General features: G+C 71.1%; 17 protein-coding genes. 11 read left to right on the forward strand and 6 right to left on the reverse strand.

Annotation, left to right across the window (positions count from 1 at the left end; translation table 11 throughout):
• Positions 1–122: 122 nt before the first annotated feature.
• Both ACZ63E_RS28610 and ACZ63E_RS28615 read left to right on the forward strand, forming a co-directional pair.
• Complete coding sequence (locus tag ACZ63E_RS28610; RefSeq protein WP_465339203.1) at positions 123–506, forward strand: effector-associated constant component EACC1; 384 nt, start codon at positions 123–125, stop codon at positions 504–506.
• On the forward strand, positions 506–2488 hold the full coding sequence (locus ACZ63E_RS28615; RefSeq protein ID WP_465339204.1) for a caspase family protein: 1983 nt from the start codon (positions 506–508) through the stop codon (positions 2486–2488). The genes ACZ63E_RS28610 and ACZ63E_RS28615 overlap by 1 nt, the downstream gene beginning before the upstream one ends.
• A gap of 29 nt (positions 2489–2517) precedes the next feature.
• On the opposite strand, the gene ACZ63E_RS28620 is transcribed toward ACZ63E_RS28615, so the two are convergent.
• Positions 2518–3291, reverse strand: a complete 774-nt coding sequence (locus tag ACZ63E_RS28620) for an isocitrate lyase/PEP mutase family protein (protein WP_465339205.1) — start codon at positions 3289–3291, stop codon at positions 2518–2520.
• A 111-nt stretch (positions 3292–3402) separates the two neighbouring features.
• On the opposite strand from ACZ63E_RS28620, the gene ACZ63E_RS28625 reads away from it, so the two are divergent.
• Positions 3403–4194: an FkbM family methyltransferase gene (locus ACZ63E_RS28625; RefSeq protein WP_465339460.1), complete on the forward strand. Its 792-nt coding sequence runs from the start codon at positions 3403–3405 to the stop codon at positions 4192–4194.
• 79 nt (positions 4195–4273) lie between these two features.
• On the opposite strand, the gene ACZ63E_RS28630 is transcribed toward ACZ63E_RS28625, so the two are convergent.
• On the reverse strand, positions 4274–4564 hold the full coding sequence (locus tag ACZ63E_RS28630) for a hypothetical protein (RefSeq protein ID WP_465339206.1): 291 nt from the start codon (positions 4562–4564) through the stop codon (positions 4274–4276).
• Between the two features lie 16 nt (positions 4565–4580).
• On the opposite strand from ACZ63E_RS28630, the gene ACZ63E_RS28635 reads away from it, so the two are divergent.
• Genes ACZ63E_RS28635 through ACZ63E_RS28665 form a run of 7 tightly spaced genes read left to right on the forward strand, consistent with a single transcriptional unit; the run spans position 4581 to position 10424 of the window.
• Positions 4581–5132: a MarR family winged helix-turn-helix transcriptional regulator gene (locus ACZ63E_RS28635; RefSeq protein ID WP_465339207.1), complete on the forward strand. Its 552-nt coding sequence runs from the start codon at positions 4581–4583 to the stop codon at positions 5130–5132.
• On the forward strand, positions 5057–5689 hold the full coding sequence (locus ACZ63E_RS28640; protein WP_465339208.1) for a helix-turn-helix domain-containing protein: 633 nt from the start codon (positions 5057–5059) through the stop codon (positions 5687–5689). Before ACZ63E_RS28635 ends, ACZ63E_RS28640 begins: the two co-directional genes overlap by 76 nt.
• A 60-nt stretch (positions 5690–5749) precedes the next feature.
• The gene (locus ACZ63E_RS28645) at positions 5750–6901 is read left to right on the forward strand and encodes an NAD(P)/FAD-dependent oxidoreductase (RefSeq protein ID WP_465339209.1); all 1152 of its coding nucleotides are present in this window, start codon (positions 5750–5752) and stop codon (positions 6899–6901) included.
• Between the two features lie 55 nt (positions 6902–6956).
• Positions 6957–7232: a (2Fe-2S)-binding protein gene (locus tag ACZ63E_RS28650; protein WP_465311771.1), complete on the forward strand. Its 276-nt coding sequence runs from the start codon at positions 6957–6959 to the stop codon at positions 7230–7232.
• Positions 7229–8515: an FAD/NAD(P)-dependent oxidoreductase gene (locus tag ACZ63E_RS28655; RefSeq protein WP_465339210.1), complete on the forward strand. Its 1287-nt coding sequence runs from the start codon at positions 7229–7231 to the stop codon at positions 8513–8515. The genes ACZ63E_RS28650 and ACZ63E_RS28655 overlap by 4 nt, the downstream gene beginning before the upstream one ends.
• Positions 8512–9423 (forward strand): dihydrodipicolinate synthase family protein, encoded by a 912-nt coding sequence (locus tag ACZ63E_RS28660; RefSeq protein ID WP_465339211.1) that lies wholly within the window; start codon positions 8512–8514, stop codon positions 9421–9423. Before ACZ63E_RS28655 ends, ACZ63E_RS28660 begins: the two co-directional genes overlap by 4 nt.
• A complete protein-coding gene (locus ACZ63E_RS28665; RefSeq protein ID WP_465339212.1) occupies positions 9423–10424 on the forward strand; it encodes a proline racemase family protein in 1002 nt (333 codons plus the stop codon). Before ACZ63E_RS28660 ends, ACZ63E_RS28665 begins: the two co-directional genes overlap by 1 nt.
• Here the strand turns inward: ACZ63E_RS28665 and ACZ63E_RS28670 are convergent.
• Positions 10421–10771 carry a darcynin family protein gene (locus ACZ63E_RS28670; RefSeq protein ID WP_465339213.1) on the reverse strand — a complete coding sequence of 117 codons (351 nt, stop codon included), beginning with the start codon at positions 10769–10771 and terminating at the stop codon, positions 10421–10423. The two genes, ACZ63E_RS28665 and ACZ63E_RS28670, sit on opposite strands and share 4 nt — an antisense overlap.
• Positions 10768–11658 (reverse strand): NAD-dependent epimerase/dehydratase family protein, encoded by an 891-nt coding sequence (locus tag ACZ63E_RS28675; protein ID WP_465339214.1) that lies wholly within the window; start codon positions 11656–11658, stop codon positions 10768–10770. Before ACZ63E_RS28675 ends, ACZ63E_RS28670 begins: the two co-directional genes overlap by 4 nt.
• Before the next feature lie 133 nt (positions 11659–11791).
• Here ACZ63E_RS28675 and ACZ63E_RS28680 point away from each other — a divergent pair, with 133 nt between their 5' ends.
• Positions 11792–12628, forward strand: coding sequence for a methyltransferase (locus ACZ63E_RS28680; RefSeq protein ID WP_465339215.1), 837 nt, complete (start codon positions 11792–11794; stop codon positions 12626–12628).
• On the opposite strand, the gene ACZ63E_RS28685 is transcribed toward ACZ63E_RS28680, so the two are convergent.
• Complete coding sequence (locus ACZ63E_RS28685; protein WP_465339216.1) at positions 12559–13944, reverse strand: family 2B encapsulin nanocompartment shell protein; 1386 nt, start codon at positions 13942–13944, stop codon at positions 12559–12561. The genes ACZ63E_RS28680 and ACZ63E_RS28685 overlap by 70 nt on opposite strands.
• 5 nt (positions 13945–13949) lie before the next feature.
• The gene (locus ACZ63E_RS28690; protein ID WP_465339217.1) at positions 13950–15353 is read right to left on the reverse strand and encodes a family 2B encapsulin nanocompartment shell protein; all 1404 of its coding nucleotides are present in this window, start codon (positions 15351–15353) and stop codon (positions 13950–13952) included.
• Positions 15354–15364: the final 11 nt, after the last annotated feature.

Raw genomic sequence — 15364 nt, forward strand, 5'->3', positions numbered from 1 at the left:
CACAGTGCACTCGATCGCCACCGCCCACCACGGCCTGCGGGTCGACGTGGTGCGGCCTTGAGCGCGGCCCCATCTCCGAACCGGGGCCGCTATGCTGGGGGATCCAAGCCACTGGGGGAGACGTGGAGAGCAGCGCCGAACTGACTGTCGCGGCAGGCACGGAGAAGTTCGACCCGGACGATCCGCGCTGGCTCGACCAGGTTTCGACCCTGCACACCGCGTTGCGAGAAGAGGTCGGTGCGGTTCGGCGGGAGGGGCGCCCGGTACCCGGCGGGAAGGGTGCGGCCGACGCCGTGATCCTTGCCCTCGGCTCGTCCGGTGCCCTCACGGCTGCCGTGGCGAGCTTCCGGGCGTGGCTCAGTCGTGACAAGACCCGCACGTTGTCGGTGACCTGGACCGGCGAGGACGGCGCCGAGCACACGGTGACGGTCTCCAGCACCAACGTCGACCAGGCCTCGTTCCGCACGCTCACCGACGCCGTGAGCAGGCGCCTCGGGTCTCGCTGATGGCGGGCGACCCACACTATCGCGCACTGCTGATCGGTAACGGCCATTTCACGGGTGACACGCGTTCACTGGCGAAGCTCAAGGGGCCGGCCACCGATGTCAAGGAGCTGCGACGGGTACTGACCGACGACGAAGTCGGGCTGTTCCCGCGAGAGAACGTCGTCCCTCTCGTGGACAACGCGATCCAAGAGCTGCGGGAGGGACTGGACACGCTGTTCTCCACCGCCGCGCGCGATGACGTCGTCTTCGTGTACTACAGCGGTCACGGTCTGCTCGACGTGAACGGCGGCCTGTACCTGTGCGCCCGGAACACGAACGAAAGATTGTTGACAACAGCGCTCGGCGCGGCCGAAATCACCGCGATGATCGATCGGTCCGCTGCCACCACCGTGATCATCGTGCTTGACTGCTGCTACAGCGGCGCGTTCAAGTCCGTCCCGCAGATCGCGGCCGGAGTCGCCGGGCGAGGCCGCTACGTCCTCGCCAGCAGCCGCGCCACGCAACTCGCCCGTGACGCCGAAAAGAACAAGGCCAGTCCGTTCACCGAAGCGATCGTCGATGTCCTCCGTCATGGCGAAGCCACGGGTCACCTCACGATCGGCGAGTTGTACACACAAGTCCACGAGCGGCTGACGCGGCGGGGCGTCATCACCCCGCAACTGAAATTCGCGGGTGAGGGGGACATCGTGATCGCCCGGCGCCCCGGCGCTCGGGAAAAGCCATCGGCACCGCTTCGGCAAGCGCAGTCGCGGTGGACGGCCGAACGTGTCCGGACCGGCGGATCGAGGTGTTTGCTGCGCGTGTCGGATGGCCATGAGGTGTACTTCGTCGAGTACCGGTCGCTGTCCGACAGCGCCGCAGTCGTTCTCAACGACGGGCGGCGCGCTTACCACGGCATCAACCTGGTCAACTGCGAATTCACCCTTGGACGCACCGGACCTCGTGCCCGGCTGGACGTCACCTCGGAACCGGACATCCGGCTGTGGGTGGGCGATGAGGAGATCTACCGCCTCCGCACTGCACCGCGTGACGCCGAGCACCGCGCGGCCGCGATCCGCGCCGCACTTCTCGCGCACTGCGCCGAGTTCGGCACAAAAATCGACGTCGCGCCGTATTTCGTTCGCGACAACCGATCGATTCTCTCGACGGTCGGCCGCTCGGCCCGTGTCTCGTCCGAGGTGATCGGGGTGGCGGAGTTCGGGAGGAAGAAGATTGTTTTCACCGACCGGGAAGTCGTCTTGAGAAGCGAACCGGTCCCGTGCTCCATCCCGTACGACACTCTCGTGACGCTGTCGGTGCAGGGGTGGCGGGACGAGCTCGAACTCGGCGAGCGCAAGGTCCGCGTCGAGTACGGCGGCGACGAAGCCGCCAAGATGATCAACGCGGTCAGGGCCGCCGCGGAACACCAGGAGACCGGGCTCGGTGAGCCGCCGCCGGTCCACCGGTTCAGCGGCCCGGTCCGGGCACGCAGGTGGCGCCACGACTGGGCCGAGTCCTGGGCGTTCGCCGGCGGGGTCACCGCGCTGCTGGGCGTGATCGCGACGGTCGAGAGCACGTTCCAGGGGCCTCCGAAGTCGTCTTGGGCGGGACCGTGGCAACTACTGCTCGTGGGCATCTTCTTCGGCGTGGCCGCGTTGGCGCTGTATTGGTTGGTGATCTTCTCGGACAAGCAGAGCTTCAGCCCGGGAACCAACGTGGTTCTGCTCGGTGGTGTGGTCTATGCGGTGGTGACGAGCGCGGTGTTCACGTGGGGCCCACCGAACTGGGACTGGCTGGTGCCCGACAACGGCTGGCTCGCTTTCGAATGGAGTGTGCGGCTGACGGACTCGGTCGTGTTCGCCATCGGCAACACCGATCACGTCGCCGCGTTCGGTGCCGGCCCACGCATCCTCGGCACCTTGCTCGTCGCCACGGCGGCTCTGGTCCCGATGGTCGTGCGGTGCGTGGTCCGGCACCGTCGAACGCTGGAGCGGCCAGGGTGATCTTGCGTTCGAGTCCCTGACCCCGGCCCTCAGTTGAGCTTGCGGGTGTCCGCCGGCAGGCCGCCGCCGGCGTAGACGTCCTCGGCCAGCTTGGCCAGGGCGGTCAGGGCGACGTTCTGGCTCCACGGGCCGTACGACACGCGGGAGACGCCGAGCTCCTGCGCGCGGGCCAGCGGGATCGAGCCGGGGATGCCGATCAGGTTGACCTTGCGCTCGCCCAGCGCCTCGACGAGCCGCGCGACCTGGCTCTCGTCGAGCTTGCCGGGGACGAAGAAGTTGGACGCGCCCGCGTCGAGGTACGCGCGGCCGCGGGTGAGGGCCTCGGCCAGCGCCTCTTCGGGGTCGGCGACCTTGAGGAAGGCGTCGGTGCGGGCGTTGAGCACGAAGTCGACGCCCGCCGACTGCGCGGCCGCGACGGCGGCCTCGACCGCCTTCACCGCGTCGGCCAGCGGCTTCATCTGGTCTTCCAGGTTGGCGCCGACCGCGCCCGCTTCGATCGCGCGGGCGATGGTGCCGCCCGGGTCGCCGTACCCGGCTTCGAGGTCGGCCGACACCGGCAGGTCGCCTGCCGTCCGGACGATCAGCGCGACCTCGGCGATCATCTCGTCGCGCGGGATCTTCTCGCCGTCGGGGTAGCCGCGCGAGGCGGCGATGCCGTGGCTGGGGGTCGCGAGGGCCTTCGTGCCCGGGGTTTCGGCGACGACCTTGGCGGTGATCGCGTCCCAGACGTTGACAACGAGCAGCAGCTCCGGCGCGGCGTGCAGCTCCTGCAGGAGGGTGGCCTTCTCGGCGGTGGAGGTCATGCCGCCAATCTAGGCGGACCCGCGGCGGCGCGCCGACCCCGACTTAAGTTCCGTCGGCCGCCTGGAGGCTGGACCTCGGCGGCCGGTGCTGGTAGTCCTCTGCGCGTGACCATGGACACGATCGCCCTCCACAGCATCAACCCGTGGGAAGTCTCCTTCCTCCGTGAGGAGGTCGGCGGCTACTTCGCCCACGGCGTCGAGCTCGCGCCCGGGGCGACCGTCCTGGACGTCGGCGCCAACGTCGGCGTCTTCTCCGCCGCCGTCTACGAGCGGCTCGACGGCGACGTGCGGATCTTCGCCTTCGAGCCGCTGCCGCCGCTTCACGAGACCTTGGCGCGCAACGCCCGCGACTTCTTCGGCGGCCGGCTGACCGCGCTGCCGTTCGGGCTCGCCGCGGCCGAGGACGAGCTCTCGTTCAGCTACTTCCCGGCGGCGACGCTCTTCTCGTCGTCGCTGCGGGACGCGGGCAACGTCGAAGCCGAACGCAAGCGCGTCACGGCCAGCATCGTCGAGATGATCCGCCAGGGCAGCCCGGCCGCGCGCCGGGTCCCGGGCCCGGTGCTGCGCGGGCTCGTCGGCCGCAAGCTGCGGGTGATGCGCGAGCTCGAGACGCACCGGGTCCGCGTCCGCCCGCTGTCGGCGGTCCTCGACGAGCACGCCATCACCGCGATCGACCTGCTCAAGGTCGACGTCGAAGGCGCGGAGCTCGACGTGCTGCGCGGCATCGAAGACCGGCACTGGCCGCTGGTGCGCCAGGCCGTCGTCGAGGTCGAAGGCTGGGCGCGCAACCGCGACCTCGTACGTGATGTGTTCACCGCGCGCGGTTTCACCGTCGAGGCGCAGCAGGACACCGTCCAGGAGGCGGCCGACATCGGGATGGTCTTCGCCCGCCGCGCCGGCTGAGGTTCAGCGGGTGGTGTGCGCGCCGCCGTTGACGCGATGTCGCCGGGCCGTCCGGCGCGGCCGTTGTGGGTTGCGCCGATCAGAGCCGTGCGCCGCTGGTCGCTGAGCTTGCCGTGCCGAAGAAGGCTGCGTGAGACTCGGCGCCGATCGACCCGACGTTGACGATCGCGTCGCCCGGGCGCAGCGTGCCGAGCACGGTCGTGGTGGTGAGCACGGCGCTGAGCAGGTCGGCCTCCAGGTTCGCCCGCCACGCCGAGAGCACCTGACCCAGGCCGGAGCTGCTGGTGTCCGCGGTGACGAAGTCGATGTTGCCGCTCGCATGGTGGCCACGATCTCGAGGTCCTGCGCGGCTGGTCCGTAGGTGCGTCACTTGCACGGGATCGCGGATGTCCAACGACGGCTACCCGATGGACGCGATCCTGCGGTGGCCCGCGGCCGACATCGCGGCCTGGCAACGGGAGCTGCCCGGCGTGCGCACCGGGTCGATCGAGATCATCACGCCGGTCTGGCGCATCGCGAAGCTCCTCGCCGACGACCGGTGGCGCACGCTCGCCGCGCTGGACATCGATTCGTCCACTTTGGACCTGCTGAGCGTGATCCGGCGCGCCGGGCCGCCGTACGAGCTCACGACGCGCGAGATCACCCGCCGGACGCTGGTCACCGCGGGCGCGATCTTGCAGCGCATCACCCGTGCCGAGCAGGCGGGGCTCGTCGAACGGTCGCCGTCGGCGGCGTCGCGGCGCGCGGTCGCCGTGCGGCTCACCGACGCCGGGCACGAGCTGATCGAAACGACCCCTGAACGGCCCCGACGTGGCATCATGACGCTGGCTTCGATCGGTAAGCCGAACGGAGGACCGGCAAAATGTACGCTTTACCGAACGGCGGGCAGAAGGTGGCAGAAGACGGCGGGCCGTCCATCCGGGACATGCTGGCGGTGAACCTGCGCGCGGCGCGGGCCACGCGCGGGCTGTCGCTTTCGGAGCTGTCGCGGCAGTCGGGCATCGGCAAGGCGACGCTGTCGCAGCTGGAGGCCGGCACCGGGAACCCGACGATCGAGACCGTGTTCAGCCTGTCGCGGGTCCTCGAGGTGGCGATCTCCGACCTGCTCGACCGCCGGCCGCGCGGCGGCCTGACCGTGGTGCGCGCCGCCGACGTCGAGGTGCTCCGCGGCGAGGGTGTCGACCTGCGGCCGCTGCGCCGGATCGAGGCCGACAACAGCGTGTTCGAGGTGTACGACCAGCTCGTCCGCGGGGACGCGCCGCAGCGGTCGCAAGGGCACGTCGGGATCGAGCACACGGTCGTGCAGACCGGCGGCCTGCGGGTCGAGGTGGCCGGGCGGACCGTCGAGCTCGGGCCCGGGGACTACGTCGCCTTCGACGCCCGCGAGCCGCACAGCTACACCGCGCTCGAGGCGCCGGTGCATTCGGTCCTGCTGCTGCAATACCGCGCGGACGAGCGGCTCGACGGCCGCCCGCACCCCGTTCTGCAGGATTGACACCCTTCCCGCCGGAGATCTACCCTCCGATCGTTCGCTATACCGAACGCTGGAGGGTCGATGAACCGAACGCGGGTGGTGGTGATCGGGGCCGGCATCGTCGGCGCGGCCTGCGCCCGGGAGCTCGGCCTGGCCGGGTCCGACGTGGTCGTCGTCGACCGTGGCCGGCCCGCGGGTGGCACCACTTCGCACGGTGAAGGGAACCTCCTCGTCTCGGACAAGGGGCCAGGAGCGGAGCTCGCGCTGGCGCAGCTTTCGGCGCGGTTGTGGCCGGAGCTGGCGGCGTCGCTCGGCGAGGAGTGCGAGTTCGACCCGAAGGGCGGCATCGTCGTCGCGACCACGGAAGCCGGGGCGGCCGCGCTGACCGCGTTCGCCGCGGCACAAGCGGCGGCGGGGGTGCGGACCGAGCCGTTGTCGGCGGCGGAGCTGGCGGCGGCCGAACCGGCGCTGACCCGCGAGGTGACGGCGGCCGTCCGTTACCCGGAGGACGCCCAGGTCCAGCCGGCCGGCGCGACGCTGGCCCTGCTGCGCGCGGCCCCGGGGGTGCGGCTGCGCACGGAGACCGAGGTGACGGGCGCGGTGGTGACCGGCGGCCGGATCACCGGAGTCCGCGCGGCGGGCGAGGTGATCCCGGCGGACGTGGTGGTGAACGCGGCGGGCCCGTGGGCGGGGCCGGTGTCGGAGCGGCTGGGCGCGCCCATCGCGGTCCGGCCCCGGCGTGGCGAGGTGCTGGTGACGACGCCGATGCCGGGAGTGGTCCGCCACAAGGTGTACGACGCGGACTACGTCGGCGCGGTCGGTTCGGACGCGGGCGAGCTGCAGACGTCGGCGGTGGTGGAGTCGACCCGGGGCGGCACGGTGCTGATCGGCTCGTCCCGCCGCCGCGTGGGCTTCGACGAGAGCCTGCACCCGGAGGCCCTGAGCGCGATCGCGGCGAAGGCGCTGCGGCTGTTCCCGGCGCTGGCGGATGCGGCGGTTATGCGGGTGTACGGCGGGTTCCGGCCGTACGTCGACGATCATCTGCCGGTGCTCGGCGAGGATCCGCGGCTGGAAGGACTCTGGCACGCGACGGGGCATGAAGGCGCGGGAATCGGTTTGAGCGTGGGGACAGCGAGGTTGTTGCGGGAGATGCTGACGGGGGTCGAGCCTTCGATGCCGGTGGGGGAGTTCACGGTGAACCGCCCGGCGGTGCTGGCGGAGGCGGCGGCATGAGCATCCGCCCCTGCACCGGAGATCCGGCGGACCTCCTGCTCACCGAGGCGGCAGCATGACCATCCCCCGCATCGACATCCCGATCCACATCACCGTCGACGGCGTGCCCGTCCCCGGGATCGCGGGCCAAACCGTCGCCGGGATTCTCCTCGCCGCGGGCCGGACCTCCTGGCGCACCACCCGTTCCGGCGCGCCGCGCGGGGTCTTCTGCGGCATCGGGGCCTGTTTCGACTGTCTCCTCACCGTCAACGGCGTCCCCGACGTCCGGGCCTGCCGTCGCCGGGCCGCCGACGGGGACGACATCCGCACCCAGTCGAGGCAGGACGCATGACCCACGTCCTTGTCATCGGCGCCGGGCCCGCCGGGCTCGCCGCCGCCGAGCACGCGCTCGCCGCCGGGGCCGAAGTCACTCTTCTCGACCAGGCCGACGCACCCGGCGGCCAGTTCCACCGGACCCTGCCCGCCGTCCGGCAGCCAGCCGGCCGGACGCAACGCCGCCGGGTGCCCGAGCGCTGCACCTGGCTGCCCGAAACCACCGTCTGGGCCCTCGAAAACCAGAAAGTCCACGTCCTGCGCGGCGAACCCGACGGAACCGGCCGCGAAAAACTCGTCCTCGAGCCCGACGCGCTCGTCCTCGCCACCGGCGCCCACGACCGCACCCTGCCCTTCCCCGGCTGGCAGCTCCCCGGTGTCTTCACCGCGGGCGCCGCCCAGGCGCTGGCCAAGGGGGACGGAGTCGCCGTCGGACGGCGGGTGCTCGTCGCCGGGGCCGGGCCCTTTCTGCTGCCCGTCGCCGAATCGCTCCTGGACGTCGGGGCCGAGGTCGCGGCCGTTCTCGAGGCCAACCGCGCCACGACCGTCCTCAACGGATGGGGTCTCCACACCGACAAGGCCGGCGAACTGGCCCACTACCTGGCGACTCTCGCCCGCCACCGCGTCCCGTACCGCTTCGGCCGCGTTGTCGTCGAGGCCCGCGGAGACGACCGGGTCCGCGAAGCCGTCACCGCCCGCGTCCGCGCGGACTGGTCCGTGGTGCCCGGCACCGAAAAGACCTTCCAGGTCGACGCCGTCTGCGTCGGGCACGGCTTCACCCCCCAACCCGAACTGGCCGTCGCCGCCGGGTGCGAGCTCGGCGGCGGTTTTGTCCGCGTCGGCGACGACCAGCGCACCACCGTCGCCAACGTCTTCGCCGCCGGGGAGATCACCGGGATCGGCGGTGCGCTGAAAGCCGCGGCCGAAGGCGCGGTCGCCGGGTGCGCCGCCGCCGGGGGCACGCCGAGCCCGGAACTCCTCCGCGCACGTAACCGTGCCCACGCTTTCGCGAGCCGGCTCGCGAAGGCCCATCCGATCGGCGCCGCCTGGCCCGGCTGGCTGCGGGACGACACGATCGTCTGCCGCTGCGAGGAAACCACCTACCGCACCCTGAAAGACGCGGCCGACGCCGGCCCGCACGCGCTCAAGCTCGGCACCCGCGCCGGGCTCGGGCCCTGCCAGGGCCGGATCTGCGGCCCGGCCGTCGCCGAGCTCCGCGGCGGCGCCGAGCGCCACCACCGTCCGATCGCCCAGCCGATCCGCCTGGGCGAGCTCGCCGACCCGAAGGAGACCCACCCATGAGCACCCGCGACCTCGGGGGTGTGGTCGTCGCGGCCGCGCTGCCCTACCGGGTCGACGACACCGCCCCGGCCGGGCTGGCCGTCGACTACGACACCTACGCCGAGCACTGCCGCTGGCTCGTCGCCAACGGCTGCCGCGGCGTCGGCCCGAACGGCTCCCTCGGCGAGTACTCCTCGCTCACCGACGACGAACGCCGCCGGGTCGCCCGCACCGCGATCGAGGCCGTCGGCGCCGACGGGATCGTGGTCGTCGGTGTCCACGGGCCCGGCGCGCACCAGGCCCGGCACTGGGCCGAAGCGGCCGCCGAAGACGGCGCGCACGGGGTCCTCTGCCTCCCGCCGACGCTCTACCGCGCCAACCGCCGCGAAGTTGTCGCCCACTTCGAAGCCGTGGCGTCGGTGGGCCTGCCGGTGATGGTCTACAACAACCCCTTCGACACCAAGGTCGACCTCACGCCCGACCTTCTCGAAGAGATCGCGCAGATCGACAACGTCGTGGCGGTCAAGGAGTTCTCCGGGGACGTCCGGCGGGTGCTGGAGATCCGCGAACGCGCGCCGCGGCTGGCCGTGATCAGCGGCGCCGACGACGTCGTCCTGGAGAGCCTGCTGATGGGCGCGACCGGCTGGTTCGCCGGCTTCCCCAACGTCTTCCCGGCCGAGTCGGCGCGCCTGTTCGAGCTCGCCACCGCCGGCAAGCTCGACGAGGCCCGGGCGCTGTACGAGCCGCTGGTGGCCGCGTTCCGCTGGGACTCACGCACCGAGTTCGTCCAGGCCATCAAGCTCGGCATGGACCTGGTCGGCCGCTACGGCGGCCCGTGCCGCCCGCCGCGGGGTCCGCTGTCGGACGTCCAGCGCGAGCAGGTCCGCGCCGACATGGGCCGCGCGCTCGACGCGCTGGGGGTGGCGTAGTGCGGTCCTCACGCGCGATCACGGCGGTCGACTCGCACACCGAGGGCATGCCGACCCGGGTTGTGACCGGCGGGGTCGCCCCGATCCCCGGCGACACGATGGCCGAGCGCCGCCGGTACTTCATGGCGCACCTCGACCACATCCGGCAGTTCCTCATGCACGAGCCGCGCGGGCATTCGGCGATGAGCGGCGCGATCCTGCAGCCGCCGTGCCGCGACGACGCCGACTGGGGTGTCGTCTACATTGAGGTTTCCGGCTGCCTGCCGATGTGCGGCCACGGCACGATCGGCGTGGCCACCGTGCTGGTCGAGACCGGCATGGTCGAGGTGACCGAGCCGACGACCGTCGTGCGCCTGGACACCCCGGCCGGGCTCGTCCACGCCGAGGTCACGGTCCGCGACGGACGCGCCGAGCGGGTCAAGCTCCGCAACGTCGCGTCCTTCCTCGCCGAGCGTGACGCCGTGGTGGACGTGCCCGGCCTCGGCGAGGTGCGTTACGACCTCGCCTACGGCGGCAACTTCTACGCCATCCTCGACCTGTCCCAAGTGGACATCCCGTTCGAACGGTCCGAAAAGGACCGGATCCTGACCGCCGGCCTGGCGATCATGGGCGCGATCAACGAGCAGCGGCCGCCGAGGCACCCGGCCGACCCGCTCATCGGCGGCTGCAAGCACGTCCAGTTCCTCGCCCCGGGCTCGGACGCGCGCGTGTCGCGCAACGCCATGGCGATCCACCCCGGCTGGTTCGACCGGTCGCCCTGCGGCACCGGCACGTCCGCCCGGATGGCGCAGCTGCACGCGCGCGGCGAGCTGCCGCTGCACACGCCGTTCGAGAACAGCTCCTTCATCGGGACGACGTTCACCGGCGAGCTGGTCGGCGAAACGACGGTCGGCGGGGTCCCGGCGGTGGTCCCGGAGTTCTCCGGCCGGGCCTGGATCACCGGGACCGCCACCTACCTGCTCGATCCCGATGACCCGTTCCCCGCCGGTTTTGTCCTCTAGGTGGTGATGGTCGTGACGGCGTCCGTCCCGTAGGTGCGGGCGTAGCCGTTTTCGACCCCGACGAGGATTTCGGCGACCTCGAAGTACCGGTCCCAGAAGGGGGTTTCGCGCAGGGCGTCGACCAGGCGCTGGTAGGCGTCGTGGTCGACGGCCTCCCAGACCCAGACGTCGGTCACGCGCGCCGAGTAGAACTCGGTGTCGTAGAAGCGGGACCGGACGCCCTTCGTCTTCTCCTCGACCACCGGGACGACCTCGGTGCGGAAGGCCTCGATCCGCTGTTCGACGGTCAGGGCCAGCCACTCGGGTGTCGTCTTGACCAGCATGAACGCCGTCACGGTCGCCTTCACGCGTACGCACCCGCTTTGATGTCCTCGACCAGCGTCGGCCCGGTCGGTGTCCAGCCGAGCAGCTCCCGGGTGACCGCGCTCGACGCGGCCATGTCGGTCGCGAAGAACCGGCCGACAAACCCGAAGTGCTCCGCGGCCCGCTCCGGCTCGACGGACACCACCGGCAGGTCGAGCGTGTGCCCGACCGCTTCGGCGATCTCGCGCGTCGTCACGGCTTCCTCGGCGACGGCGTGCAGCCGCGACCCCGCCGGCGCGCTTTCCAGGCCGAGCCGGACGAGCCGGGCCGCGGCCGGGCGGTGGACCGCGGACCACGCCGTGGCACCGTCGCCGGGGTAGGCGGACACGCCGTGCTTGCGCGCCGCCGCGGTGATGGCCGCCAGGAACCCGTGGTCGCCGGCTCCGTGCACCGACGGCGCGAACCGCACGCTGACCACCCGGACCCCCTTGGCCACGTACTCGAGCGCGAGGTTCTCGCCACCGCCGCGCATCGCGTCCGGGCCGACGGCGGGGGAGACGTCGGACTCGAGCGCGGGCCGGCCCTGGACCAGGCCCGCGAGCGCGCCGGCGAACAGGAACGGCCGATCGGTGCCGGCGAGCGCGCCGGCCATCGTCTCTATCGCGGCCCGCTCGGTGCGGTTGTTCTCCGCCGGGTTGGCCCAGTCGTGCTTGTTGCCGAGGTGAACCACGGCGTGGGCGTCGAGCGCGCCGTCGCGGAGGCCGTCGAGGTCGTCGAGGTCGCCGCGGCGGACCCGCGCGCCCTTCTTGCCGAGGGCCAGTGCGGCGTCGTCCGAGCGGGCGAGGCCGGTGACCTCGTGCCCGGCGCCGAGCAGCTCGTCGACGACGGCCGCGCCGATCCACCCCGTCGCTCCGGTGACGAACACGTGCATGTCTTGCTCCTTCTTCGGGGAATTCGGTACAAGTCCGAAGTTAGGAGCCGCGATGGTGTTCGTGCCACGCAATTTTGGCAATGGATGATTGCGTCGAACGCAAATCGGAGTGCGTGAACGGTAGTTTGGGGCGGTGAGCGAGGACACCTGGGCCGCCCTGGCCGGCCAGTTCGCCGACGGCGCCTACGCGACGGTGAAGGGGCGCGTGCGCACGTACGTGCTGCACCGCCAGCTGCTTGAGCACCTGCCCCCACCACCGGCGACGGTGCTCGACGTCGGCGGCGGCGCCGGCCACCAGTCGTTCCCGCTGGCCCGGGCCGGGTACGACGTGACGCTGCTGGACCCGTCCGAGGCGATGCTGGACAAGGCCCGCGAGCGGCTGACCGACACCATCCGTCCGAAGGTGACGTTTGTGCACGCCGCGGGTGAGAACGCCGAAGAAGCGGTGCAGGGGAGGCACTTCGACGCCGTGTTGTGCCACGGGGTGCTCGGGTACCTCGACCGGCCGGAGCCGCTCGTCGAGCAGCTCTGCCGGTGCGCCGCTCCCGGCGGCCTGGTCTCGATCATGACCGGCAACGCCCACACGATGGCCGTGCGGCCGGCGCTGGAACAGCGGTGGGACGACGCCCTGGCGGCGTTCGACCGCACCACCGAGATCGGCGTGCTGGGGGTGCCGACCCGCGCCGACACGGTCGAGGAACTGAGCGAGCTCCTTCGAAGCCGGGGTGTGGAACCGCAGGACTGGTACGGAGTCTGGCTGTTCGTCGACTGGCTCGGGTTCGCCGGCGCCGAACCGGATCCCGCGGACGCGGAGCGGGTGGCGGCGGTCGAGTTCGAAGCCGGCCGCCGCGACCCTTACCGCGCGCTCAGCCGCGTGTTCCACCTCCTGGGGCGCAAGGGTCAGCGCCCGATTTCGACGTCGTCGAGCACGCCGAGCGCGTCGGGGACCAGCACGGCCGCGGAGTGGTAGGCGCTGACCAGGTAGGAGGTCACCGCGCGGTCGTTGATGCCCATGAACCGGACGTTGAGCCCGGGTTGGTATTCGTCGGGCAGGTCTTTGGGGCGCAGGCCGATGACGCCGGCGTCGTCTTCGCCGACGCGCATGGCCAGGATCGAGGTTGTCCCGGTGTCGGTGACGGGGATTTTGTCGCAGGGCAGGATGGGGACGCCGCGCCAGGTCATGACGCGTTTCCCGTCGAGCAGGGCGGTGTCGGGGTAGACGCGGGTGGCGGTGCATTCCCGCCCGAACGCGGCGATCGCGCGGGGGTGGGCGAGGAAGAATTTGGTTTTGCGGCGGCGGCAGAGCAGGTCGTCGAGGTCGAGGGGGGTGGGTGGGCCGGTGCGGGTGGTGAGGCGGTGTTTGAGGTCGGCGTTGTGCAGGAGTCCGAAGTCGGTGTTGTTGACCAGTTCGTGTTCTTGCCGTTCCCGCAACGCTTCCACGGTGAGCCGGAGTTGTTGTTCGAGCTGGTTCATGGGCTGGTTGTAGAGGTCGGTGACGCGGTTGTGCACGCGCAGGACGGTTTGGGCGACGGCGAGGTCGTATTCGCGCGGGGAGGGGTCGTAGTCGACGTAGGTGCCGGAGAGGATGGGTTCGCCGTCGTGGCCGGCGGAGAGGTCGATGGTGGCTTCGCCTTTGGGGTTCTGCGGTTTCCGTGGTCGTCCGATGGCTTCGGTGACGTGGGCGCGCAGGGGTTCGGAGCGGCCGTTGAGGCGGGCGTAGGTGGTGGCGGGCAGGACGAGGGCGATGACGCGGGTGGCGGCGCGGGCGGTGAACGTCCAGGTGGTGTTGTCGCGGGCGAGCAGTTCGGCGCCGAGGTGGTCGCCGTCGGTGGCGGTGCCGAGGGTGGTTTCGTCGCCGTATTCGCCGCGGCCGTGGCGGGTGACTTTGCCGTGGGCGATGAGAATCAGCGTGTCGAGTGGTTCCCCGGCGGTGAGCAGGGTGGCGCCGGGTTCGTATTCGCGTTGTTCGAACGCGTCGGCGAGGGCGGCTAGGGCTTGTTCGTCGCTGAAGCCGCGGAGGAGTTCGAGTTCGGTGAGTTCGGCGGGTATGACTTGGACTCGGGAGCCGGTGGTGAAGAAGCTGACTTTGCCGTCGCCGATGGTGTAGGTGAGGCGGCGGTTGACGCGGTAGGAGCCGGCGGGGACGTCGACCCAGGGCAGCTGGGAGAGCAGCCAGCGGGTGGTGATGCCGCGCATCTGCGGCAGGGTTTTGGTTGTCGTCGTGAGGGTCCGTGCCGCTGTGACGCTCAGCGACAGCTGCACGGACGCCTCTTCGGTGACCGTCACGGGTCTCAGCTCTCCCGGCCGATTTCGGCGCTTTCCAGCACCGCCAACGCATCCGGCACCAGCACCGCCGCCGAATAATACGCCGACACCAGATACGAGATGATCGCCTGCTCACTCACCCCCATGAACCGCACGTTCAACCCCGGCTGGTACTCATCCGGCAACCCCGTCTGATGCAACCCCACCACACCCTGGGCCTGCTCCCCGGTCCGCATCAGCAACACCGAACTGGTCCGGGTCTCGGTGACCGGGATCTTGTTGCACGGCAGGATCGGCACCCCCCGCCACGCCGGCACCTGATGCCCGCCCAGGTCCACCGCGTCCGGATACACCCCGGCCTTGGTGCATTCCCGCCCGAACGCCGCGATCGTCTTCGGATGCGCCAGGAAGAACCCCGGGTCCTTCCACACCAAAGCCAGCAGCTCGTCGAAGTCGTCGGGGGTCGGCGGCCCGGTCCGGGTCGGGATCCGCTGGGCGAAGTCGGCGTTGTGCAGCAACCCGAAGTCGGTGTTGTTGACCAGCTCGTGTTCCTGCCGCTCCCGCAACGCCTCCACCGTGAGGCGCAGCTGCTGTTCGATCTGGTTCATCGGCTGGTTGTAGAGGTCCGCGACCCGGGAATGGACCCGCAGCACCGTCTGCGCCACCGACAGCTCGTATTCACGCGGGGAGGCGTCGTAGTCGACGAACGTGCCTGGCAGGGTCGGTTCCCCGTCGTGGCCCGAGGCCAGGGAGATTTCGGCTTCGCCGTGGTCGTTGCGGGCACTGGCCCCACCCGCGACATAAGCATCCAGATGCGCCCGCAGGGTCTCGGAGCGAGAGAGGACGTCGTCGAACACCTGGCGGGGGAGGGACAGGACGGTGCAGGTGGTGACGGCTTTGGCGGTGAACTCCCAGATCCCGTCGGTGCGGACCAGGGTGGTGTCGCCGAAGTAGTCGCCGTCGGCGAGGGTGCCCAGGACGGTCTGGTCGCCGTAGGCGCCGGTGCCGACCTTGGTGATCTTGCCGTGGGCGATGAGGAACACCTGCTCGGCCGGGGACCCGAACTCGACCAGGGCGTCGCCGGGGGCGTATTCGTGCTGGGTGAAGCGGGAGGCGAGTTCGGTGAGGACGTCTTCGTCGTCGTAGCCGCGCAGGGGGGCGAGTTCGCCGAGTTCGGGTGGGATGACACGGACGTCGGCGCCGGTGGTGGTGAAGGTGACGCGGCCGTCGCCGACGGAGTAGGACAGGCGGCGGTTGACGCGGTAGGCGCCGCCGGAGACCTCGACCCAGTTGAGGAGTTTGAGCAGCCAGCGGGAGGAGATGCCCTGCATCTGCGGGACCGACTTGGTCGTGGTGGCCAGGGTGCGGGCCGCGGCCCGTCCGAGGCTCAACGGCGCCTGTTCGGTCTCCACCGGGTCGGTGACAGTCACAGCGAGAACCA

Source organism: Amycolatopsis sp. NPDC104819 (assembly GCF_055583145.1).